Below are 26643 nucleotides of genomic sequence, written 5' to 3'. Positions count from 1 at the left end.
CGCCGACTTCCTTCAGATTCCGTCTCGCGATGGACACCCTTGTCTTAAGCTATGCACTTGGCACTATTAACCCGTGCTAGGGACTTTCACCCATTAGATTGCGCCCATGCCGGGCGCACAATAATAATACCCCAGGACACCCTGGGGTATTATTATTTATAATTTTAATTCTTTTATAACAATTCCCTCTAAGTCTTTTATCTGGAATACGTTGTCCTCAAGTATTGCATAAGAATTAGGGCTATTTTCCTTAGGTAAAGATAATGAACCCGGATTTAGCACATATATTTTATTGTATTTTTCAGCTACTGGAACATGTGTGTGACCATGAATCAGAACATCATTTTCGCTAAGACTGGGCATATTATCCTTATTATATATGTGCCCATGAGTCAAAAACAATCTTCTGTCATTATACAACATTATAGAATAATCAGCCATCATAGGATACTCTATAAGCATTTGATCTACTTCACTATCACAATTTCCTCTAACCGCTATTATCTTATCTTTGTATTCATTTAGGAGACTCGCTACTTCCTTAGGATTATAATCCTCTGGCAATGGATTTCTTGGTCCATGATATAAGGCATCACCAAGCATAACTATATAACTAGCTCTCTCTTCTTTATAACGCACTAATGCCTTTTTTAAAAAGAAAAGTGAACCATGTATGTCCGAAATAAAAAATATTTTCATATCTATTGAACTCCTCTGTGATGTATCTATTAAACTAGATTATCTTGTTAATTAGTTTTTATGTTTTATAACCCCTATAGCCGTACCTATAATGTATGTATCTTCACTATCTACTACAATAGGTTTGTATTTCTCATTTTCTGGCATAAGAAGTATTCTACCTTTTTCTATAGAAAGCCTCTTTAAAGTAGCATTTCCACCTATATCAACTGCTACAATATCCTTGTTATTTGCAGCATTTTCCTGACGTATTATTACATAATCACCATTGTTAATATTAGCCCCAATCATACTGTCTCCTTTAACCTTTAAAATAAAGGCATTTTTCACTCCCTTTAGCCAATACTTTGGAAGGTAAAATTTCCCTTCCATTTCGGAATTGATAAGTATAGGTTCTCCTGCTGCTATATCACTATATACAGGTAGTTCTAATAATTCCTCATTTACATACTCATAATCGCCTTTTTCATCATTTACTATAACATCTGATATTCTACTATAATCTCTCATGAATTCATATGCTCTGCTGTGTCTTAAATCACAAAATTGAAAGTTCTCTAATGAATTAAAGTCTAACCTTTTGCTGATTATTTTCACAGAATTTTTTTTCAGCTTTTCTTGTTTTTTATAAATATTTTTAAATAAATGAGCTTTTGCTTTTTCTCCTAAAGGCCTCCCATTGACTCTTTTGCCTTTTACCATATATGAATTAGTATTATGTTCCATATCCATATCAACAAGAAACATCATACTAGAATAAGATTTTTCATTAAACAATGCATTAATAAAATCAAGCTGCACCTTAGTTAAATTGTTACTTTTGTCTATTACAATATGAGAATACTTGTCCTCTTTAATTGTTTGTGCTATCTGTAGAGCATATAAATTAATATCCTCATTATCAACTAAATTTTCGCACCTAAGCTTTTCATTGTACATATTCATAAGCTGAAATATTGCTTTCCTAGCCATAGAGTTTTTCTGAATTCTTTGAGGTCCTTGTCCTCTTTTGCATTTTCTTCCTGTTCTAATTGCCGTTAGATAGGAATCGATTTTTAAGTGATTGCAACTTTTTATCCATTTTATTTCCTGAATAAAAAATTCAACGTAGTCAGTATTCAATATTCTTAGCTTTGGAAATATTTTTTTAAGTTCCAATATGCAATTTTTCATAATTCTATTTCTTTTATCATTATCTATAATTAGTATGTCATCTAATTTATATTCATTTTTATATTCTAAAAAATATTTATATAAAAGTCTCTCTAATGTAACCACATGAAATTTTCTTTCATTATTAGAAAATAGAGTTAAATAATCTAACCTAGTTTCTTTTTCTACTACGTTATATATGTTTTCAATATAATTTATATCTTCATCATTAGATGCTAACATTAATATTTTATCCTCTTCATATAAACAATAATTGTTTTTTAAATAAAGGCTCCTATAAATAGCTGCTGTTGTCTTTCCTGAGCCTTTATTTCCTTTAATTAAACTATATCTTGATGGCTTGCTATGAACCATTCTTCGTTGTTCTAAGGTTAATTCCATTTAGCCACCTCCAATGTAGACATATTAATAGTATACATTAATTATAAAATTAAAGTATGATTTTTCTATAATTACTTATACTATGACCATGATTTATTAAATAATTTATCTAAATAGAACGAACTAGAGGTGATTATTGTGAAAAGTAAGATATTGAGTATTATTATTTCTTCAATGCTCTCAGTTAGCTGTTTATCAAATGTTGTTTACAGCTCCGAATTAAACCCTATATCAATTGTGGATACTAAAAATGATTGTATTAAATATCAGAACAAGGATAATCCAAAAACACCCAACCTAATAAATTTTTTCAAAAATGTCTTTAGTACCAATAAAACCCTTGATGGGATCAGTACTAAAGAATATAATTGGTACTTCCAGCCCCGCAATGACAATACTCCACCGGATGGGCCCAAAGAGACCAGCAAAATTGTATCAAACTATGAATGTTATTATTTAGGTGATGTCTCAAAAAAAATATTATATTTAACTTTTGATGAGGGATATGAAGCTGGATATACGACTCCTATTTTAGACGTTTTAAAAAAACATAATGTAAAAGCAGCATTTTTCGTTGTAAAACCCTATATTACTTCTAATCCAGAATTGATAAAAAGAATGGTAGCCGAAGGGCACTTAGTTTGCAACCACAGTGCTCACCATCCTTCCATGGCCTCTATATTAGATCAAGAAAAATTCAATCGTGAATTATCTGATGTCGAGGTCGCATTTGAGAATATTACTGAAAAAAAGATATCTAAATATTTTAGGCCTCCAATGGGTAAGTATAGTGAATTATCCCTGCAGTATACTCAAAACTATGGATATAAAACTATATTTTGGAGTTTTGCTTATATGGATTGGCTTACTAATAAACAGCCATCTCATGAAAGTGCAAAAAAACGTATTCTGCAAAGAACCCACAATGGTGGAATTATGCTACTACATGCTGTATCAAAGACCAATGCAGAAATATTAGATGATGTAATTACGGAGTGGGAGAACCAAGGATACATTCTAAAAACACTAGATGAATTACCTACTAAACATTAATACAAAAAAGTATATATTATTACAATTGCGTTTCCTATCGCTAAGTAATAATATATACTTTTCTTAATGCTTTTAGAAAACTATTGTGTTTACGATGAAGCAGAAGCTCCTGCTACAGCAGCGGTACTACTAGCCGCTGCTATGACAGCTACAGTTTGCGCTGCAATTAGCGCTTCAATAGAAATTCCAATAGTTGTCTGAATAAGATCTTTTTGGTCTTTTATTTTCTCAATATATACATCACTAACCAAGGCGGCAGCAGTATATAAATGGGTTTCTTTACTTAACCACTTATATTTTTTAGTAGACTTAAGGACTTTTACAATTTCAATAACTTGGTCTACTGCCTCATACCCACTATCGCCTAGTATAGATAAAAAGCCTACTATGGAATATCCAGTAGAATACACCTTCATTTTATTTTCTTTTAACTTATCAAATATTTCTTTACATCTTAAAACCTTGCTTTTATTGTCCTCTTTACGAAATCCCAGTATATGAGATAAAAGTTGAAGTCCATTATTTTTTCCAAATCCATTTTCATTTAATAGATTATAGCACTCTTCCATATTTTCTATAATACTATTAATAGAATCATTTGAATTGGCTAAAAGTATAGCAAGTGGGTAATCATCTCCACCAGTTAGCCATGGATGGTTGCTTTTCATTTCAGTATATATCTCTTTGGCTTTTTTAATTCTTGTATCCGCCCCTTCTTCACTACAGGTGGCTATAAGAGCATAATTAGCTATTGGCAAATACATATTATTCTTAAATCCTGCCTCTTTCATTTTTTTATTATAACCCACCATTTTATCAAATTCTTGGTTTGGATTATCATATTCAGATGCTAATAATGCTGATAATATTATCATAGAGGTACCTCTATAATTAGAAAACAGCCCAGTAGTTTCTTTAATATGTTTTCTCACATCTTTAATCTTTTCTTTATCAAAAGCTCTGTTATTTAATGTATATGTCAAAGCTGTAAAATGGTTAGTTAAAGACCCTTCCCATTTAAATTGTGTAGATACTTGTTGAAATATATCTATTAGCCTATCCATCTTTTGTTCCACTAACTGATTCATAATAATATCCTCCCTATATGATGGTATAATTATTAAAAATAATATGGTATTTTGAAAATATTTATGTAATGTATAAGACCTTAACATAATTCAATCCAAAGTTCAACCTCATATTTATTTTTTACCATTAATGTGTTATAATGTTATTTAAATTACGTAAATATAGGGGGGGAATTATGAAAAAACACAAGCTTTTAAGCTTAATTCTTACCATTGGTCTTTTATCTTCAAATTTTTTAATATTGAATACTTCAGCAAAAGAACTGGCTAAGGGACTTGCTTATAACGAAACCATGACCTCAGCAAAAGATTTAACTAATGTACTAAAAGAATGGCAGGTTTCTAAATACAAAGGTGAAGGAATGGTGATCTCTATAATTGATAGCGGCATTGATTATAGACATAAAGATATGAGACTTACTGACCCTTCTAAAGCAAAACTAAAAAATAAAAACCCAGAGGGGAAGGGAAAATACTTTACAAACAAAGTACCCTATGGATATAACTACGCAGATAAAAATCAAAATATAATTGATGATGGTAGCATGCATGGAATGCATGTAGCTGGCATAGTCGCTGCAAATGGGCTCTCTACCCAGGTATCAAAATTCGAGGCAATTCAAGGAGTTGCACCAGAAGCACAACTACTTGCAATGAAAGTTTTCTCAAATGACCCTGATTACCCTAGTTGCAATGATGAAGATGTAGTTGCAGCTATAAACGACTCCATAAAACTCGGTGCCGATGTAATAAATATGAGTTTAGGCTCCGATTCAGGCTTTGTAGAAAATAGTGCACCTATTCAACAAGCTATTAAGGATGCTGAAGAGAGTGGCGTAGTTGTTGTAGTATCTGCAGGTAACTCTGCATACTCAACTTCTCCTGAAAAAGTTGCGGACATAGTAGATACATCAGTTGTCAGTTCTCCAAGCATAGCAAAAGAAGCTCTCAGTGTGGCTTCTTTTCAAAATAGCATGCTTATAGCTGAAGCATTAACTTATAAAGTAGATAATGCTTACAAAAGTATTGCCTACTCTTCATCAGAAATTACTCCAATTGGAATTTTAAAAGGCGATTATGATATAGTTGACTGTGGCCTTGGAACACTTGAAGATATTAAAGATATTAATATAAAAGGAAAAGTAGCACTAATTAAAAGAGGGGATATTACTTTTATAGAAAAGAAATTAAATGCTCAAGCCGCAGGTGCAATAGCCATCATTATATATAATAAAGATGGTGAAAGTGGCTATGTCAGCATGGCTCTGGATGCAAACGTTAAAATTCCATCTATGTTTATAACTAACGAAGATGGAACTCAGATTCAAAAGGCTATAAAAGATGGAACAAAAATTAAATTTCCAGATAAAAAAATAAATATTGTTAACCCAACTAAAGGAGAGATGTCAGACTTCACGTCATGGGGGCCTACTCCTGACTTAGAATTCAAACCTGAAGTAACAGCTCCTGGGGGAGATATACTCTCCACTGTAAATGATAATAAATATAAGTATATGTCAGGAACTTCTATGGCATCCCCTCATATAGCTGGTATTATTGCATTAGTGTTACAGCATATGAAAGACTTAAAATTAGAAAACTTAACACCAAAAGAAAAGGCTGAACTTGCAAAACAACTAGTTATAAATACAGCAAAGCCTCAAATTGATTCCTCCTCAGGAGATGTATTAGTTCCATTTTCTCCAAGGATACAAGGCGCCGGACTTGCAGATGCTGCTTTAGCTGTTAAATCTAATGTTACCGTGGTTGATGAAAAAGGTAACCCTACAGTTGAATTAAAGCAGATTAATGAGCTTACGAAACAATTTGCTTTAACATTTAGAAATTATGGAATTAAAGATGAGACATATACCATTAAAACTCCAAATGTTGTTCTGTGCGATAAGAATGACGAAGCAAGCGACTTAATACTTAAAGGCGCTACAGTCTCCTTTGACAAGGATAAAATAATTGTACCTGCTGGTTCTACTGTAAATCTAAAAGTCACCTTAAATATACCTAAAGCTACTCCACAAGGAATCTTTTTAGAAGGCTTCTTAACATTTGAATCTACTTCAAATGAAGGACAAACACTAGGAGTTCCTTATATGGGTTTCTATGGAGAATGGGATGAATCTTTAATAATGGATAAACCTATTTGGGACAGTAATTCATATCTAGGACAAACTGCTATTTACCAATTGAGTGAAAATGATGCTGAGTCCCTTCTTGGTGTAATAAACGTAGACAAAGATACACTACTCCCAATAGTTGACGAAACCACTATCGCTGTATCTGCTGCAAATGGAAAAGTAAGAGTAAATCCTAAAGTTGCTCTACTTAGAAATGCAAAAACTATGATAGTTGATATAGTTGACGAAAATGGAAATGTAGTACGAGGTCTTGGAGTAAAAAAAGATTTGTATAAAGATTTGTGGTCGCCTGCACCTATAGATATACTTCAAGATGATAATTATGTAGAATCACCAGCCTTCATATGGGATTTAACTTATTATAATTCGGTTAGTGGAAAATATGAAGCAGTTAAAGATGGACAATATTATTTTCAAGTTAAAGCTTCAATAGGTTTATCTACTTCTTCTAAGTATCAAACAATGAAATTGCCAATTAAAGTAGATTCAACTAAACCAATTGTATCAATGACTTCTCAAAGCTTGGTGACTTCAAGAAACTATGTTTTAAAATTCAAAGCAACAGATAATTCATCCGGAATAAAGGATTTTCAAATAATGCTAAATGATAAGTATTGCAGTGATAAAACTGGAAGCACTTTATTAAATTTATCTAAAGACGCTAGTGGAAATTATTTTGCCAATTTAGATCTTGAAAACGGTAAAAATGATGTATTAATTTACTGCACTGATTATGCTGGCAATACCCTTAAATATAAAGCTATCGTAGAAGCCCAGCCCCTTACAATTACTTCTCCTAAACCAGGTACCGTACTACCTTCAGGTAATTTTAAGCTAACTTATTCCGGAGATTCTAAGCTTATATCAGATATGAGATATTTCAACATTATTGTAGATGATGAGATTGTAGCTAAAAACATAATGGAATCTTTCTATAATTTTGAAAATTTAACTCCAGGCAAACACAAAATAGAAGTACAAGCTTATGATGTAAAAGATAATGTTCTAGGGGATGCTTTAACAAATGTAATTATCAAAAATGAAAAGCTTTATATTAATTTTACTGGTGTTAAAAGAGAAGGCAGTTTCTACAAAACCCCTTCAGCTATTTTAGATGGTGACTTATCCACTCCCGTTAAATCCTTTAAAATACAAGGAGAAGAAGTTACAGTAAACTCAAATTTAACTTTTTCTAAGAAAATTAAATTAATAGACGGACAAAACAAAGTTCTAGTGTCTGCTGTAGATGAAAAAGGTAAAATTTCCGATTATGCATTAAATCTTTATTGCGATTTGATTTTGCCAAAGCTAACTATTAAAGATATTGATACATCTAGCATGGATAAAATAATAACCGTTGCCAAAGATGTTGAAACATTTAAAATAAGTTGTGAAGTCCTAGATAATAACTATGGATTTGAATTATTTGTAAATGGAAATGAAATATCCACAACTGCAGATATATATGCTAAAACTGCAAAATTTGTAACTGAGGTAAAACTTCATTCGGGAATGAATTATATTGAGGTTAAAACTGTAGACATAGCAGGAAATACAACCACCAAAATACTATCTGTATTCAAATAAATAATCACCTATTATGATGTAATATTAACAACTTTAAAAATGTTATTAATATAAATAAAAAGTATGTATTATGTAAATTTAATTACTTAATACATACTTTTTTTATAATTATTAGCTACATAAAAATTTTAATTAATCCTATTACTAATAAATGAGTTGGATAAAAAGCATAGAAAAAGTACTTTAATTTTTTACCTTTTTTGCCATTATACATAAATATAAATATCAGGGCTAATAGCGATAATGCTTGATTAAACCAAACTAACTTAATCAGTATACCTGGATAACTTAATATAGCTAATAAAATCTGTGATGCATAAAACAAGATAAACACAATAGTTTGGGATATAACTGTCTTCATTTTGCTGTCTCTAAAAACATAAAATGCAAGAATCATAGCAACTCCATAAATTCCGTAATCTGTACTAAAGGTTTGCGCTACTATGCCTAATGCTAATATAGCTATTATTTTACCAAATCTAGATTCTCCTTTATCCCACACACGTATTGCTATTAATCCAACGGCTAAAGTAAAAAAAATATTTAAATGTGGAGATGGACTTCCCACGAAAAATCTGAGAAAATCCGGAAAACTATGTACACTAATGGATTCACTAAATGCTAATGAAAATGGTATTTGTGATATACCCGCAAATATCAACAGTCTTTGTAAATATTTATGGAATGAATTAGTTTTAGTATATCCTACTGCAATTAAGTAGGCAAATATAGGAAACGATAATCTTCCTATCATTCTTAGAATTGTAGCTTCTGGAAAAAGTGCTGCCCCCATGTGATCAATTAACATTAATGCACATGCTATAATTTTCAACATAGCATTACTCATAAATATCCCCCCAATCTAAATTAATTTTTCTTATCTTTTAAGTCCTAGTATAAACTTCTTTATTCCTCCACACATATCTAATTCTAAGTCCTTCATCCTGTCAATTATAGCCCTATTATCATTTTGCAATAATTTTCTTTTAAAATTTTTATCCTTAAAGAAATTACTATCATTATTCTCAATGTAAATTTTAAGAGCTTCAAAAAAACTAAAGCACACTTCTTTTTCCCCTAAATCTAAAAAATCATTAGCTGCCCATAATATATAATCGCGAGCCTTATCTATACCACCATGTCCCAATAAATAATTAAAAAGTTGTTGAAAATTATAATTCATATCAAAGCCTTGGGAGAAATCATCTTTTTTTTCAAAAGTATAATCCATTGTATTGTGAATATTACACTCTACAAAACCAATCATAATTTTTCTAAAAGTTTCTCTTGAAATATCCTTTTCATAGAAATATTGTATTCTCTCTTTTACTTTCAAAAGTATAGGAGGTATTTCATAACTTTCCGTCATCATTTTAATGGACAGCTCACAAATCTTTTTTTCACTAAGTCTTATTTCTCTATCTGCACTAATCCCTAATATTCTCTGAAGATAATATACAATCATATATATATTATTATTTTTATACTTTTCTTCCATAATAAAACTCTTTATTTGCCTCTTAGATATTTCAGATATATCTATATCTTTTAATATATTCAGCCCAAGTTCTTTACCTTTAGATTGAAAGCTTTGTATTTCATCTTTTTGTGGTGTTTTCTTTTCAAAATTAGCTATAAATATTTGATTATATTCTTCTAAACTAACTCCTTGTTGCTGCTGCTTTTCTTTAATATATTTATCATCCTTATGAAAAGATTCATTTAAAATTTTCTCATTCCCCAAATTGTCCCAAGCAAAATTCAAATAATCATTTTCCTTTTCTAGTGTTTTTACATTTAAATACTCTTCAGCTTGAAAATCAAAAACATATGCCAAAGATTGCTCTACATTAGAGAGTCTAATTCCACCCTTAGCCACAAAATAAAGATTTATGTATTCCTTACTTTTTGAATCTTTCACATAAGTTATAAACCCAAATTTCCTTCTAACCACGTATGGAAGCCCTCTATATATAAACTCCATTAGTCGTTTCGAGCATTTTGATAACTCCTGTGCAGGCACATTAAGCACTATATATATTTTCCTATTATTTAATACAGAATCAAAACACGCACTTAAAAGTTTCTTATACATGCTATCTTGTATACGTAATTTCTTGAAGAACTTATCCACAGTGGAAATTTCATAGCTTTGTTTATCCATAGGTATATCAGTTAATTCCTCTAAAAAAGTTTCACTAGACCCCTGACTATAATTATCTTGCACTGGATAATTTAAATTTGGAATTTTAAATTCTGCATAAAAAATTCTTTCAGGATTTCTTATATAAAATTCCTTCTGTACCTTACTTACTACATAGTTATGGGCCAAAAATCTATTTCTTTGACCTGTATAATCTTTGCCCGCAAAACTTGAACATCCAATTACCATTTCTCTATATGGTATATTAAAACACATAAGTGCTTTCGGATATTCATTTAGATTTTCTTCCTGTATAAGTTCAAAAGGTGCTTCGTAAAAACAATAATTATGAAGCACCTCCACTATTAATTTGTCTTCTAATCCCACACTTTTGGAAGTAGTATCATATCCTGGTGTAGCACTATATAATCCACTTTTCTCCCTTGTATAATAATGTTGCTGAATCATACTATTCCCTTCCTCCTTTAATATAGCCCATTTGATATAAAAGCCATAAAAAAGGCTCCTCTATTCTTAATGGAGATATAATAAAATCGCTATTAATCTTACAATTTTCCGGATTACAGCCTAAGGAAGATACTGCAAAAAATCCTGTGTTTTTAAAATATGCATCCATGGCACCTTTAAAAGGCATATCCACTTTAGTTAAAAATCTCCTGATTTCTCCATCAATATTCTCAAATTCATTTAGATTAAATATGCCATCATGATTACAATTCCTAAATACGTTACTATTATCACTTATATACTCTTCGTCATTTAAACTAACTAGCATATCACTCTTAGTAACTACTACTGCTGTAGGTATATCCGTTATAGTTTTTTCCTGCTTAGATATAAAGTTTTCAAATAAATACACAAGAATTTCTTTAGGTTCTTGGTATTTATCCGTAAAATCCCCTTTTGCACTATTTGCTAAATTTATTTTTTTCCTTAAGGTTCTCATTTGCAGTGGATCTATTAGAAATATAATGCCATCAGAATTCTGAATATGTTCTCCATATTTGTCAATATAGTCTTTATCCGTCATACCCTCTCCCGGCACATCATAAAATACAAAAGTTATTGGCTTTTTAGTCTCATCCTTAAATTTAAAAGTTTCAATTAATGGATCAATATGTTGCTTTGGAGTGGGCTCTAACATCTTATTAAATTCAAATATTATCCTCTGATTTTGTTTTATATCTTCATTATACTCTGAGCTCCCAGGTATAATAGAGGCTTTGAACTTCTCCGCAATGTGACGTTCAAGATAATACAAAAGACAAGTCATATAAACAGACTTCCCGGCTTGGGAAGCTCCTATCACTGAGATGATTTTTGTATCACCTCTGCCAGAAGTTATGGGGAGCACATTATGACAATGTGGACATAATCTCTCCTTTGTAAGCTTATCATAATTATCTCTTAATTCAATAATAACATTGTCCACTTTAGTCCAATTTTTTTCTGGCAAATCCACTGCTCTAATAATAGCATTTATTTCCCCTAATGTTGCTTTCCCAATCTTTCTATTATATTCATTTAAAATCTCATCAATCTGTTTTTCATACTCTGGGTCTCCGTCTTCATCATGACTCACCCTAAAGTGAACCTCATCATTATTAAAAGCTTTAAAACAAAATGGACATTTAACATCATATGTATTATGGTTTTCCGTGGATTTTTTGAAGTTATTTTTTTTATTTAATATATTTTTTTTACCTAATGCTAAAATATCAAAAATACCCATACAGTACCCGATTAATAAAAATTATCAGGTATTCACCTCCCTCTTATAGCTCCCTCAAATTATAAGCATTTCCATACCTATTAATGTCTTTTATGAATATCTTAACGAATTCATCCTTGCTAATTTCTATAGTAGACATTTCATTTACCCCAGGTTTAAAATCTCTTATAAAATCAAATTTAATTCCATCCTCCTTACTTATAGGATAATTTCCTTGTTTTTTTACATAACATAAAACATCTTTTATAAGTGGAGCATCACAAATTATTTTTATCTGTATTTTTTTATTTTTATTAAATAGTGATTTATGTTCTGTAATTTTATAAAAGATATCGGGTTTCCCTGTACAAATAATCACTTCATTTTCTCCATCTCGCTGTTTTACAAGGGTAAGTTCGCCATTAATTTGCTCACATTTAAAAATCATAAATTTATATTGATTTATGTCCCTTATACTTTCAGTATAGCCATTAAACTCTTTATATTCATCTCTAGTAAATATCTTTGTATTTTCCTTAGTTATAGCTTCTATATCTAAGGCATTTAATGCATTAGACTTAAATATATATACTATATCACAGCCCTTTGCCCACTGCCATTTTATAATAAATCTTTCTTTTTCCATTTCAAATTTTACTGATTGTATCCCTTGTTCTAACTTTTCTAGTTCTCTCATATTCATAATAAAGCTCCTAACTTTTATAAACTTCTATCCACCAAATGTATTACTGTCTCTTGTTTCCAAATATGAGTCATAATTTATTTTTGAATTTTTATCTTTAAAAGAACCAGTTTTTTTATCATTTATATCTACAGATACTGAAAATAGAGTAAATATAGTTGTTAGCATTACAACTGCAATTAACCTATGAATAGTTCCAGCCCAAGGTATAAATTTAAATCCTAATTCTAAAACAATTCCCGCCATTAGACCACCCACTGCTCCTCCTGTAATAAAGCCTTTCAAAAGGTATTTATTATCAAATATAAAACTTATTGCTGCTGAAATAACAGCTCCTATAAGTGTTAAAAAAATTATTCTCATTACAGCATAAAATTTAATGCTCCCAAATAAACCATTTCTTTTATCAACCAGCAACCTTTGGTCTCTATACTTATAATTTTCGCTAAAAATATCCTTTAAATATTTGCTTTCAGATACACTATAATAATTTCCACTGGTTTCGTTAGATATTTTTTTTAACATTTTAAAATTATTGACCTTAGCCATACCTACTGTATAAACAGAAATTTTATTATCTTGAAAAGGTCTTATAACTTCTTCAAAGTTTTTATCTAAATCAAAACTATCTTCTCCATCAGATAACAATAATACAATGGCATGCCTATCAACCTCTGCGCTACTTTGTATTTCCATTAAAGCATTATCTAAAGCAGCCTTGATATTTGTTTGACCCATAGGATTTTTTAAAGTTTCTAGCTTTTCTAATGCTACTTCTTTATTTTTTTCTGTAGCTTTAGTCATTGGAAATATTTCTAAAGCTTCATTATTAAAGGTGTAAATTGAGAATCTTTTTTCTTCATTCATATTTTTAATAAGATTTTTTGTAGCCTCAAATCTGTCATTATTGGGATCTGTACTCTTCATACTTTCCGATGTATCAATTAAAATCAATATATCATTAACATTTTTATTATTACTATTAAGCCCATAAATAAATTGAAATAATGCACCAACTATAAATAAAAGTACAAATGTGCAGGGTACTAGAAACTTTAAAGATGTTCTAAAATAATTGTTTTTCCAATTATAGCCATTAAGTCTTGGATGGATAGCCTCTGCGATAATACACATAAGACCTGCAAAGAAAGCTATAATACCAAAATATAATCCCATTAGTATACTTTGAGGGAGTGTATATTTATAAGCATTTACAAGTAATTCACTCAATATAAACCCTATAATTCCCCCTACCCCACTCATGAGAATCATCAGTCCGTTAATTCTCTTATCCTTCACAAAAATCCCCCCTTTTCATCTAAATATCTGGAAGTAATGATGCATCTATCCTATGCAACTTGTATCCATTATCTATACAGGAATCATAGTATCTTGCTGCGTTTTTAATATACATTACATCCCCTAATGTAAATCCACCCATTAAGATAAGTTTTTCTATACCACTAGCTCTTTTTTCATGAACATACCCTATGTTGTAACTTTTACCCTCTCTCTCAAGACTTACGGCATATTTAATAAAATCGCTACTATAATCACCAAAAAAATATTTTTCCTCATATTTGTTAACATTGTAATTCATAATATAGGCTTTTACAAAGGAGTTCTCCTCTAATATACTATAGAGTCTTTTATATAGTTCATCCTTGGATAATACATTATTATCTATAAATTCTAATGATATATTAGCTCTTTCATTTAGCTCATCCTCAAAGGATTTTGAGAATTCAGCTTCGCATAAAATATAACTGTTGCAAATATCACATAATCTTTCAATAAGTTGGATTTTATCCTCTCTAGACTTATTTATATTCCCTAGAAATTTATCTTGAAAATAAAAATTTTCTCCATAACACTCTGATAATTTATTTACTATTTTCTTGATTATAACAGTATAATATTCTCTTATATTTTGTGCTATATATTCATTTTGTTTCACAATATCATTTGTTGCATAATCTTCAATGCATTTTTTTATACTTTCAATATAATTAATTTTCTCCCTTAACTCCTCATGAACACTAATAATAATATCTTCACTTAATCTCAGGATTCTTTGAGCTATCTTAAGTTTTAGTATGTAAAGCCTACTTGCATACACTCCTTTAAATAGTTCTTTCTTAATATCATCTAAAACCGCATTGGTTGAAAATAAACTTTTAAAAAGGGAAGGTACTTGTACTTTTTTACTATATAATTCATATATTTCTTGGTTTATAGCTTCAATACTTTTATCTATATCTATATACTTAAGTCTTATGTCCTGAAGTACCTCTGAAGGCTTTGTTAAGCTATATATACCATATAAACCATATCTTTTATCTTCTATCAAAAGTTTAACACGTTCTTGCAAATCCTTGTTAAGACTTATATTTATGTATTCTTCATCAATAATACTTTCAAAATTATCGTAAAAAAAATGATCACAACTGTTCTCGTAAATTACTTTCTCAGCTTCCCTTAATGTAAGTTTCCCTAATTTCGAGACTGAAATATTAGAATTTATGACCATAAGTCCCCTCATATCTTCTACACCTTTATCTTTTGGCAACATTCTACTAGCTTTAAAAACTAAACTTTCGTCGTCAAGCATAAAAACTTTAAGTAAATTCTCTTTGTTTTTATTTGAACACTGTTTCATTTTATTTATTAACTCATCATAGAATGCATTTACTGCCATAAGCGCAACCGTACTGTTAGGTCTCTTGATCTTTGCAAGTCCTGCTGTAACTAGAGTAAGCCTCTCATTATCCCGTGAAACATTCTTTTTGAACCTAGCATTATCATAGTATTGATTCTCCATATCATAATATGTGTCTATACTAACATTTCTGTTTTTTATAAGACTTACATAAGAAATGATTTCGTAATTTTCCTGAAGACTTCCACTGGAAATTATACCTTTTTCATTAGTATCGCTAAGCAAATATACTAAATCAAATATAGGTTTATTTTCATTAATAACTGGTAGCTTCCTGTCACTTCCAAAAACCTCTATATCTTGTTTAAAAGTAAAATCACTCTTTTGCATATAGGATAGTTCCTTGAAAAAACTATAGGCTAAGGCAGCATCAAAAAATGCATCCTCCTGATTCTTTTCTACTAATAAACCATAAAAATCTGCTAAAACAATCCTAAAATGCTGTGAAAATTTATTTTTAATTAATAGACTTATTTCCGCCACTAAAATATTCATAGCATCATCCGCTCTACTTACCACAGAAATATTTACTCTCTCAAAAGAATTAAAAAGTGTACCACACTCTAAAAGCTTATTTTTCATCTTCATTATTTCTTCATTTAAAGTTATAAGCCCATTTTCATTTTTATAAAAATTATCGCTTATAGCACATCTAAAAGCTTTTTTTTCTTCTATATCAGTATCATCTGATACAGCCTTAAAATTAAAAACATTTTCTGCTTGAAATTTTTCTTTATGATATACATTAAAAAACATTATGCCTTTACTGTTATCCCATTTTTTATTTACATCCTCATATACAGCCTTTAATGCTTCATTACTCTTATCTCCAATGAACACAAAAATAACTGGACTACTTGCAATTTTCTGTTCATCTTCTCTGCACACCATATTATCCGTAGTTAAACAATACCCCTCTGCATATTTTTTTAAGATATTTTCCAATTTCTACCCTCACCACCCTTTTTAATTAAGAGTCCACATTTATTGTGTAAGTGTAACTCACTTGCAAGTTACACTTAACCCTTAATTCAGACCTATTCCTTAGCTTTAAGCTATTCTAAATTTACCCTAATCTCTTTTAGTTTCTCATAAGTATTAACATAGAAGCTATACATATCTTGTCCATTTTCTAGTTCATACCTTCTGTAATCTAACTCTTCAATAGCTTTACTATAAGTTTCTATCATAGATAGAATTCTACTGTACAACGTAGTAGTTCCCTCCTCCATAGATAAATCAGCTAATCTTTTATCAGACTTAGCTTCAATAACCTTTCTATGCTTTTCATCGATTTCACAATACTTATTATAAATTGAGTATTCAGGGTATTGCTTTTGCTTCATTAGATTAACAAAAGGTTCTATTTCTGTCCTTTCATCTGCATCCTTATCATACATATACACAATACCCTTTTTACAAATAGTTTCTGTATACATAGCTTGAATAAAGTTATCTATTAATTTTATTTTTTTATCGTTACCTTCGATAAAACTACCAAGTTTATTTATCTGCTCCTGTATATCATCATATTTTTCTATCTCTACTTTTAAAAGCTCTATTAATCTTGGACTTCTTATTAGGTTTTCCTTTGCAACTTCTTCATCTCTACTGTCAAAGATATAATACATTTGCAAATCATAGTCCTCAATGTTTTCTAATTTATTCTCCATTAATTTTCTAAGTTCTCCAATGCATCGCCTTACTTCAGCCACATTTGGAATTTTTTCTTCTTCAATAGCTAAGTCATATCCTAATATAAATTTTTCTATATTAAATTCTTTAGTTACAATAACTTTGTACTGTGAATTTGTTATTTCTGATATATGCTGTATACAACCATACTCTATGGCTTTATCAAAAACCTGTCTTATCTCTCCGTTATACTTTTTAACTCTGTCATTATGATAGCTAGTTCCCCAAGATTTTTCAGGAATAGGTGATGGTAAATATGTCCAATTATTTTCTCTTGTTTGGATAAGATGCCTTCCTACTCCCTCTTTAGTAAAAATAGATTCTTCATAAATTTTCTCATATTGCCTAATTGAGGTATAAGCATATAAGGGTACTCCATTTTCTGTGTTTAACCAGAATATCTTATTCGAAACCTTACTTCTCTTAATATTTACAGAATGGCCTAAGGTACTGCTTTCTTTATATTCCTTAATCCCCTTGTATATTCTTGGAGTTTTAGCTGGCACTGAAACCATATTCCAAGATGGGAAAATTAGTGAACCCCCTGCATCTTGAAGCTGAAACACTGGTATTGCATCCTCATCTAGTCTTGGCGCAATTTCGGTTTGAATTAATCTTTCAATTGATTTTTCTTCTCCGTACTTCATGACTAAAAAATCTTCCATAGATTTTGTTATTATATCGCCAAACTCTTCTGATACAAAATTTGAGATAGAACCCACTATATCCATATGCTGATCATCAATCCATTTTTGTGATTCTCTTGAAAGCTTAACTGTAAATCTTCTTATTAAATCATCTGTGTCTTCATCATAAACCATTTTATCTATAGTTTTTACAACATCTGGTACATTAATAAGATTCCAATAATAGGTCTTTCCATTATTAATTTGTACTTCTTCACCTTTAACAAGAATATTTCCATCATCCTTAAGCACCTTGTTTAATTCATTTAAAATTTCTGCATAAACTTTATATATTTTATTATTTGAATCACTTATAATTTCAATAGCATATTGATAGAATTCTATCATCTTTAAAGTTCTTTCTTCTTCTGTCCTTGCATAATATTCTTCTATTTTAGCTTCAATGTAATCATTTTTCTTTGATTCTTTTGTGAATAAAATAGTCTTTTTAGCTGCATTAAATTTATCCTTTGCATCTTCTCTAAGGTTTTTAATGTTATCTGGTATTCTTCTATGCTTTTCTACTAATGATTCTTTTATTACCTCTAAAGTCTTCACCATATTAAAGCCTTCATTTGAAAATAGCATCCTTGAAGCATAGAAAGGTCCCTTTGCTGCATCTTGAAACATTCTATCTATTTGCTCATTTAATACTACAGATATTTCACCAGGGTATTGTCTTTTTACTTTTAAATATTCATCACATATATCCCTTAAGTATTCACTAAGCTCCTCATCCATGTTTATTGCCTCTTTTTTAATAACATTCGCGAAATCATATTTGTCTCTATTTTTATAACCTGAAATAGGTACACGCCCTAAATTTTCACGTTCAAACCTTGCCTCTACAGAATCTTTGTCAAGCTTCACTATTCTAAGGAATTGATCCACCTCCTGCTCTGTTGGTGATTTTTCAAACATTACATCCATCTTTTGAAAAACTTTATAAGCAAGATAAGTAGTTATCTCTTCAATAGGCAAAACTGCTGAGGATGCTCCTATAATATTATATTTATAATTTGCTGAATAGGGCTTTTCCATATTCTTAATATTTTGCTCTATATTACTTATATAATCATGTATAGCAAACTCCTGCCCAGCTTGTCTTTCCTCACTAGCCATAAAGTTCGTAATATTTTCTGCAGTAACATTCATGCAGTAATCATAAGCATTACTTAATAGTTTACCCTCTTTGTTTGTAGCGGAAATCAAGTGACATAAATCAAAAGGTGGAGCCCCAGAATCAACTTCTAAAGCACTTTTATATTTTTGTTTAAATCTATCTCCTCTTTCAGATATGTTCATTAGATAATCTAATTCTTTTAAGGCAGCATATCCATTTTTCATTATGTAATTTCTCTCGTGCATTCCAAGGCCCTTAGATATATTAACGTCAGGAGTAAATAAATAGCCTAAAATATTTACTCTATCTATACCATATCCACCAAATTTTCTTTCCATTATTCCTCTAACTATGTATGCAATATCAAGGAAACACCCACTTCCTGTTCCTCCAGAAATTCCAGTAAGCATAAATACATATAGTTTTTCTTTGCTATCTTTCATAATAGTATTTATTTTTTTCTCTATACTTTCAACAACCTCATTTATCTTTGTAAAAAGTAGTAGTCTTCCAGCCTGTCTAACTCCACAAGCACCCTTCATTCCATCTGATATATTAAGCTCAGGAGATAACCACTCTGAAATACATGAATCCATAACTTTTCTATCGCTTAAAATAGCTCCAATTTCTGCATTAGATAACATAACCAATTCACTTTGAGCATCCAGACCTATTCCCTTATATTTCTTATTTTTTTCCTGCATATTAGTTTCAAAACCTAAAAATTCTATTTTATCAGGCTTCTCTTTTTTTATCTTTGTTAATGAATCTTCAGGTAATTTAAATCTTCTATTTATTTGATATTTTAGCCTTAGCATTGCATCTATACCCGTTCCACCAAGCCCTATTATAAGCATAGGGTTTTCAATGGTATCTACACGTATTTTATCACTAATGATTCCCCCACCAGTCATTACGTTTAACTCTTGTATATGCTCTCTTATATTTGCATTCATATTAATTTCCCTCACTTTCAATTTTAAGTTCAAAGCTTTGAATTCTCAGTTTTCCAAAAATTAGTTACTATAAAACTCCACAATTATGCTTTTAGATGATTTATTTAAAAGAACTACAATTCTTTCACCATTATATAACTTTGTTTTAATATCCTTTGATAAAGCTCTACCAGATTTTTGAATACTGCACTGGGAATTGTTTACTATCTCAATGCTATCATCAGCCTTAAAATAAAATTTAAGATCCCGTACTTCTGAAAATTCCTCTTTAAGTCCCAATACATCATAAAGACTAAATTTTCCACTATAAGTATGCAAACTTCTATGCTGTGGAGGTAATACTTCACTATTGTTTTCATCTCTAATCTGCAACATCACTCGTCCAAAGCCTGCCGCTTTATTTCTCTTTTTCAGTACCCATGTTATTACTAGCAAAATTAAAACAATGGTAGCCAATACTGCAAAAATAATATCCACTATATTCTTTTTACTATCGCTTTCCTTGGTTTTAGCATTAGTAGAAGATTTTACTGTATTTCCTCCTCCAATTGTTATAGGCGTTGTTTCCCTATAAAAACTCTTTCCATCAACCCTTACCTTAACCTCATATTTTTCATTATCAGCCATAGTATATTTTCCACTAAATAAATTATTGGTGTTTGCAAGCTGAATTTCTTTAACATCTCCATTTTTTATATTTTTAACTATAAGTTTTGCTTTCATGTCTTTATAAAGCTCATCGTCATCAATAACTTGTCCATTGCTTAAAAAATTAGCCTCTATTTTCATTACCTCTCCAGATTTTGGAGCAACTGGATTAAATTTAGCCGCTAGCTCAATATCATAGTTAAAAATATAGCTTATATTTATTTTATCTCCACTAATTCCCTTAACTTTGATAATCCAATCACCTTGCACTGGCTTTAAGATTTTTAACATAGAATACTTTTTAGAAGAAGTAAAAATTATATCCTTAGAAGGAATAGTTACCTCTTGCCCCTTTGGATTTACTAGCTTTACTTCGATCGGCTTATTAGAAAGTAAAGATATATTAGCTTCTAGTACATTAGCATTAGGAATTTTTAATGCTACCTCTTGAAATTTACCATTTGCGCTAATACTTCCAGCATTCTGAATATTTATTTTTGAATTATCCGCATAAATATCAGTTAATATCTTTGTAAGTTCTTCTGCTTTATTAGTTATGTAAGTTTTACCCTTGGTTTTACTTGATATACTTTCGAGTTGTGACTTGTCTACAGTACCATCATAGTTTAGGCCTATAGTATATATAGGATACTGTTTACTTTTAGCGGTATTTATTGCATCATTTAAATCCTTTAAAGACTCAGTCATACTTCTTTGTGGATCATTTTTACCATCTGATAAAAGAATAATAATAGGCTTATTTTTGATTTCATGTCCGCTCTCCATAAGTTTTACAGCTTCTTTTATACCCATGCCTGTATCCGTCTTTTGTCCAAAAGGTATGGACGTTGTCATTCTCTTTACACTATCTTTATCACCCGCTGAATTCATAGTATCTAGATTATGTACCCTAATAATATTATCAGAATAAGCCACAAGACCCACTTTGTTTCCTGCCACCCCGCACATATCTAAAAACATTTTAATAGCTTCTATTCTGATTTCCTGAGGATCACTAGTTTTCATTGACCCACTGGCATCTAAAACGAAAATCACATCTAAATTTGAAACTCCAACACCCGTCTTTGCAAAAACACTTAGAGTGCAGGATATTTGCAGTGTTATCACTATCATAAATACTAATAATCTATTATTTTTTTTATTATGCCTCATTTAGATCTACTCCTTTTTACTCCGTGTACCGCAATATTTTATTGTCTACTTGACCTAAAATCCATTGAACCACTCCTACTTCGTAATACTTGTCCTTATTATCTTCTTGTTTTGTCAAATTAGAACTATCTATTAGAAAAAATCTATAATTACTGAAACTATTTTTAATTTTAGCATTAAATTTTTCTTCAATATACTTATTCCATTTGTTCATAGTGGGAATAGGATTATCAATTATAATTGCTACCGCCTTATTAATTATTTCCCCAGGCTTAAGTCCATAATTCTTCTGAAGATTTAAAATGAATATATCAAATATGTCATTTAAATCCAATTCATTATCCCTATCTCCATATATATTTGTAACTTCTTCACCATTAAATATAAATACTATTCCATCATAATAATTGAAATATCTATACTTCCTTAACTTATCACTTAATACTAAATCTTTCTCATTTATATCAAAAATATAAATTTTTCTAGAAGGTTTAGTTTCGCTTTTCCCTAAAAAAAAGCTTTGAGTTTTTGATATAGATAAATAGGCTTTAAAAGGTGGCTTATCAAATTTCAACTCTATATTATTGAGTATATTATTTATGAAATTTGTTTTTAACGATGAATTAGTTCCAATTATTGGTATGCATATTTTTTTCACTTTATTCATTGCCACTTCACTTTTGCACTTTCTACAAAAGGTCTTCAATTCACTTTTTCCACTTAATGCAGTTAGGGGCAATTTATTACCACAACTGCACTTAAAATAAAAAATATGCTTAAATGTAGGCATAAGAGCAGGATACCGGCTATTGCAATTTGGACAAACATAATAAGGAAATGTTACTTTTTCATAACATTCTTCACATATATCTGACATATTCCTATTAATCAAGTTTTTCTCTATAAAATATATAATCTCAAACAAAATAAACTTAACAGGATATACTATTACTTTATAAATAAATCTCATTATATTATTAAAAATGCCCAATACCATTCCTCCCCATTATATCAGTATTTTTCCTATTTACGAATTAACTTATTTATTCCTCGTTGAATTACAGAAATTTCTCTGTTTCCATGAACTACCTTGCATATACTCTTCCAGGGCTTACTTATCATTGATTTATTTCTCGCTGTACTAATCTCGTCGCCCATATAATTTTCATATTTTTTCATTTCACGCATGGAACTATTACTTAAAGTATAAATTATTTTATTGGTAATATATTCCATTATATCCTTTGAAAAAAACTCCGTATTCTTGAAAATATAGATTACAAAATCCAAAAACACTTCATATCCATCTAATTTATTTTCCTTTAAAAACCTTTTATAAATTTTCTCTTCATTTAATATTTCCTCCAAGGTTTTTAATAGTGTTTCATAATATGTTTCTTCATACACATGTACACAGATAGAATCAGTAACTTTTTTATAATCTACTTTTAACTTTTCATCTACACCATTTATATAAATGTTATATAAATACCACTGTAAATATCTTTTGTATGTATTCCTATCCATATATTCAAAATTTAATTTATCTTTTTCACATACTGTTTTTATTACATTAATTCCCTGCTGAAGCTTCATTCCGAAATAAACAAGTTCTGTTACATTAGGCTCTGTCGTAATCTCCCTTGATTTTTTAAGATATATTATTTCTGAAATAATTATTGCAATTTCTTCTTTCGGATAAGTTGCCTCTAATTGCTTTTCAAAATTGTCGATTAAACAATATAATAAAGATACGTCTATATTATTTTTCAAACGGTTGTTTAATGTATATTTAAGAATTTTAGTGTTTTCACTTGAATTCTCTTCACTATTTTCTAAACTATTCAGTAATTCCGAGGCAGCCTCCGAAAAATACTTTTGTTTATATCTTGGTATTTTATTAAAAACAGAGTCACAATAAGCCCAAAAGTATTCACTCTTATCTCCAGCAAAGTTGAGTTCATAAACAAAATATCTAAATAGTAGTTCTTCACCGCCATCTATAACATTCAAAATATCCCTAGTTTTCAAAGTCCACTCTTCATCATTCTCTTGTATTGCTTCCTTTAAAAGTTGTGCAACCATTCTTTTTTTCCTATTATCCCCACTTACTACCGCACTTTTATAGCACATAACCATAAAATTGGAAAAATACTCTTCATTCTTATAAATAGATTTAGTTATAAATTTCATTTCATCTTTGCTTAAGCTTAAAATTTCAATACATCTATAAATAAATTTCACTAATGCAGTATTTTTAATTATACTTTCCCAGCTTGTAGTAGTGCCTACCCTATAGCTATGGAAAATAAAATTTCCGAATAGTGTGTATAAATAAAACTGAGCATGCCTTGCCTTTGCACCTTCCATATATATATACAAATCATCCATTCTATAAAGATCAAAGGAATATCTTATAAACTCATCTATCTTATTGCTATTTAAAACTCTTATCTTATCGTGTAATTCTATAATTTCTTCTAACTTAATATTTTCTCTATCTACCACCATAAAATAAAGAGCATCAAAGAAAAATTCAAAAGCAGTCTTTATGTAAATTTCGTTTTTTGTTTTCAGGGCTATATTAAATAAAAATTTTGAAATAACCTCTGCGCTATGTATATCTACCTCTCCACTTATCTTCTTAAGCACAGGCTCAATTTGCTTGAAAACCTCCTGAAAAGACTCCATAGAGCCATAGTTATTAATAAAGTTTATTCCCTTTATTATACTTTCTGTATCTATTTTAGAAATGCCTCTTTTAGTCATATTATAAAGATACAGGCAATCATCAATTTGATCATCTAAGACATCGTATTCAAATTTAGCTATAAAATCTATAAATGGTAGTAAAGTATCTTTTGATATTAAAAGACCCACCTGTGCTAATTTAGAAAATTTGAAGTCATGATTTAAATCACTACTATATCCATTTATGAAATCAAATGCATTATATTTATAAATATTATTGCAATCTTTAAAATTGACTTTAGTTCCTTCTCCTGATGTACCACAGATAATATAATTTGAATTTTCACAATCATTGCTATAAGTAGTAAAAGTTAATGCTTGAGAAAATTTTAAAGGAAGACACAATTGCACAGCCGCTATCCAGTAAACATTATTTTCATTGTTATCACAAAAAATAATTTTCTTCTGCTCCTTGTTATACTCAATAACTGCATTCATCATATTTTTAAAGCTCTCGCTCCTTTTTGTAATAGAAATGCCTTTTAAAAATTGCAAAACACTTTCTAATGTTATAGCTTTTCCTAAAGTTATCTGTTGTAAAACTTCCAAAGACTTAATTTGCGTCTCATTTTCTTCCCTTTGGGTTAACTGATTTTTAAAAACCTCCGATCCATATATCTGTATAGGATGAAATGGTAGTTCTCCCTTTTCAAATAATAAAACATGGCAGAAATAATTTCCAAATCGTCCACTATAGTCTTTTCCTGTATATTTTGCTTGACATACTACTTGTTTTCCATTTTCAAGAATAAAATAAGAAAAAGCTATTGGAAATAATTTATCTATTTCATCTTTAGTTGGTTGACTAGGAAGATTACTAGGAGGTACATACACACAGTAGCTCTCTATTTCTTTCCTTTCAGAGTCTGTAATTCCATCAGATATAGAGCAGGTTTGAAATCCCATTCCAGAGGAAAGGCCTTTTCTACATGATGTATAATACAATTGCTGTATTTTCATGCCTTTATCCTCACTTTCTCTTCTCTGATTTTATGAGTTTATGTTTCCAAAGCAACCATAAAAATGGATCTTCAACCCTATTAGGTCTTAAATTCACAATATGATTACTGCTGGGACTACAACCTAAAGCAGTTATTCCAAAATAAGCATAATCCTTAAAATTTGAACTAAGCTGATTGGCAAAATTTTCTCCACCCCAACTTCTTATAAGCGATTCCATTGACCCATTTACATCCTCAAAATCTGCAATGTGGAATTTACCTGCACCTATATGTTTGCTAGGGTAATTAATACAACTAGATGGATCAAGTAAACATTCCACTGCATCCATTTTTGAAAATGCCACAGCCACTGGTATATCTATAAGTTGAGTCATTTTTTTATCCTTTGCCCGTCTTATAAGATTAGCTGTTCTTGAAAGCAAATCCTCAATTTCAGTATTTTGTTCTGGCAACTTTGTTCCCTCTGGAAGAGAATTTCGTACATTAGTAAGTTGAAGTGGGTCTAGCAAAAAGATAATACCAGAAGAATTATATATGTATTTATTTACAGACTTCATGGTGTCCTCTTCATTCAAATCCTCTCCTGCAGTATCAAAAAAAGCTATAGTTACCACATTACTTATTCTCTTACTTATCAAAAGACCACCAAGGATGCTTGTCTCTCTAAAAGATAAAGTATATATAAGTGGCTGAGTAACTGAAGCATCTGTTTTCGCTGAATGCGTAACTCTTATTATTTCTTTGTTCCTGAATACGGGATAATAAAAATCATTACGATATCTTGTTATTGTAGCATCATTAATAGCTTGTAGACTGCAATTAAATGCAGCACCAATCTCATTCATTATTTTATCTATAAGCACTGCAATATAATGACTCTTGCCTGCTTCTTTAGCACCTATTACTGCAAAAATCAGATCTTTATATTCACCTATAGTGTAGGGAAGTTCTGCATTACATGTAGGACAAACCTTCACATTTGTTTTCTCCCCACAAGAATCACAGAACATATCCTTAGGCATTATATTCTTTTTACCATTAATAACTGGCGGCATTACAATTCCTTTTTTAACATTTTCACATTTATTTGGTTCATTTTTACATATAAAACTCACTTCATTTAATTTATGTTCCGTAAAACAAAATGGACATATATAAGTAGATTTTTTTATCAAATTCATATTTCATTCCTCCTGACGGTTCTTTCATTAGATAATA

Annotated in this window: 16 protein-coding genes; 2 read left to right on the top strand and 14 right to left on the bottom strand. The window is 30.0% G+C overall.

What is annotated here, in order from left to right; all coding sequences use genetic code 11:
* Window positions 1-156: 156 nt before the first annotated feature.
* Together yfcE and ACREVU_RS05765 are read right to left on the bottom strand one after the other, a co-directional pair.
* Complete coding sequence (gene yfcE, locus ACREVU_RS05770) at window positions 157-699, bottom strand: phosphodiesterase (protein ID WP_431550661.1); 543 nt, start codon at window positions 697-699, stop codon at window positions 157-159.
* Between the two features lie 51 nt (window positions 700-750).
* Window positions 751-2253, bottom strand: coding sequence for a LexA family protein (locus tag ACREVU_RS05765; protein WP_431550660.1), 1503 nt, complete (start codon window positions 2251-2253; stop codon window positions 751-753).
* 138 nt (window positions 2254-2391) lie between these two features.
* On the opposite strand from ACREVU_RS05765, the gene pdaA reads away from it, so the two are divergent.
* Complete coding sequence (pdaA, locus tag ACREVU_RS05760; RefSeq protein ID WP_431550659.1) at window positions 2392-3306, top strand: delta-lactam-biosynthetic de-N-acetylase; 915 nt, start codon at window positions 2392-2394, stop codon at window positions 3304-3306.
* Between the two features lie 89 nt (window positions 3307-3395).
* Here the strand turns inward: pdaA and ACREVU_RS05755 are convergent, their stop codons facing one another.
* On the bottom strand, window positions 3396-4394 hold the full coding sequence (locus tag ACREVU_RS05755; protein WP_431550658.1) for a DUF4003 family protein: 999 nt from the start codon (window positions 4392-4394) through the stop codon (window positions 3396-3398).
* A gap of 176 nt (window positions 4395-4570) precedes the next feature.
* On the opposite strand from ACREVU_RS05755, the gene ACREVU_RS05750 reads away from it, so the two are divergent.
* Complete coding sequence (locus ACREVU_RS05750; protein ID WP_431550657.1) at window positions 4571-8134, top strand: S8 family serine peptidase; 3564 nt, start codon at window positions 4571-4573, stop codon at window positions 8132-8134.
* A gap of 115 nt (window positions 8135-8249) precedes the next feature.
* Here the strand turns inward: ACREVU_RS05750 and ACREVU_RS05745 are convergent, their stop codons facing one another.
* The 11 genes from ACREVU_RS05745 to ACREVU_RS05695 all read right to left on the bottom strand — a co-directional run bounded on the left by ACREVU_RS05745 (window position 8250) and on the right by ACREVU_RS05695 (window position 26606).
* Complete coding sequence (locus tag ACREVU_RS05745) at window positions 8250-8981, bottom strand: TraX family protein (protein WP_431550656.1); 732 nt, start codon at window positions 8979-8981, stop codon at window positions 8250-8252.
* A gap of 30 nt (window positions 8982-9011) precedes the next feature.
* Entirely contained in the window at window positions 9012-10745 is a 1734-nt protein-coding gene (locus ACREVU_RS05740; RefSeq protein WP_431550655.1) for a GAP1-N2 domain-containing protein, read from the bottom strand.
* A 1-nt stretch (window position 10746) separates the two neighbouring features.
* Window positions 10747-12030 (bottom strand): TRAFAC clade GTPase domain-containing protein, encoded by a 1284-nt coding sequence (locus ACREVU_RS05735; protein ID WP_431550654.1) that lies wholly within the window; start codon window positions 12028-12030, stop codon window positions 10747-10749.
* A 43-nt stretch (window positions 12031-12073) separates the two neighbouring features.
* Window positions 12074-12712, bottom strand: a complete 639-nt coding sequence (locus ACREVU_RS05730) for a hypothetical protein (RefSeq protein ID WP_431550653.1) — start codon at window positions 12710-12712, stop codon at window positions 12074-12076.
* Between the two features lie 27 nt (window positions 12713-12739).
* Window positions 12740-14011 (bottom strand): VWA domain-containing protein, encoded by a 1272-nt coding sequence (locus tag ACREVU_RS05725; RefSeq protein WP_431550652.1) that lies wholly within the window; start codon window positions 14009-14011, stop codon window positions 12740-12742.
* A gap of 19 nt (window positions 14012-14030) precedes the next feature.
* Window positions 14031-16376, bottom strand: coding sequence for a hypothetical protein (locus tag ACREVU_RS05720; RefSeq protein WP_431550651.1), 2346 nt, complete (start codon window positions 16374-16376; stop codon window positions 14031-14033).
* 110 nt (window positions 16377-16486) lie between these two features.
* The gene (locus ACREVU_RS05715) at window positions 16487-19891 is read right to left on the bottom strand and encodes a tubulin-like doman-containing protein (protein WP_431550650.1); all 3405 of its coding nucleotides are present in this window, start codon (window positions 19889-19891) and stop codon (window positions 16487-16489) included.
* Window positions 19892-19951: 60 nt separating this feature from the next.
* Window positions 19952-21712: a vWA domain-containing protein gene (locus ACREVU_RS05710; RefSeq protein ID WP_431550649.1), complete on the bottom strand. Its 1761-nt coding sequence runs from the start codon at window positions 21710-21712 to the stop codon at window positions 19952-19954.
* Between the two features lie 16 nt (window positions 21713-21728).
* Complete coding sequence (locus tag ACREVU_RS05705) at window positions 21729-22703, bottom strand: hypothetical protein (RefSeq protein ID WP_431550648.1); 975 nt, start codon at window positions 22701-22703, stop codon at window positions 21729-21731.
* A gap of 32 nt (window positions 22704-22735) precedes the next feature.
* Complete coding sequence (locus ACREVU_RS05700; protein ID WP_431550647.1) at window positions 22736-25423, bottom strand: GAP1-N2 domain-containing protein; 2688 nt, start codon at window positions 25421-25423, stop codon at window positions 22736-22738.
* A 10-nt stretch (window positions 25424-25433) separates the two neighbouring features.
* Window positions 25434-26606 carry a hypothetical protein gene (locus tag ACREVU_RS05695; protein ID WP_431550646.1) on the bottom strand — a complete coding sequence of 391 codons (1173 nt, stop codon included), beginning with the start codon at window positions 26604-26606 and terminating at the stop codon, window positions 25434-25436.
* Between the last annotated feature and the right edge of the window lie 37 nt (window positions 26607-26643).

This window comes from Clostridium sp. (assembly GCF_050717535.1).
GTDB lineage: Bacteria > Bacillota > Clostridia > Clostridiales > Clostridiaceae > Clostridium_AD.
This window is presented reverse-complemented; position numbering and strand designations above follow the sequence as displayed.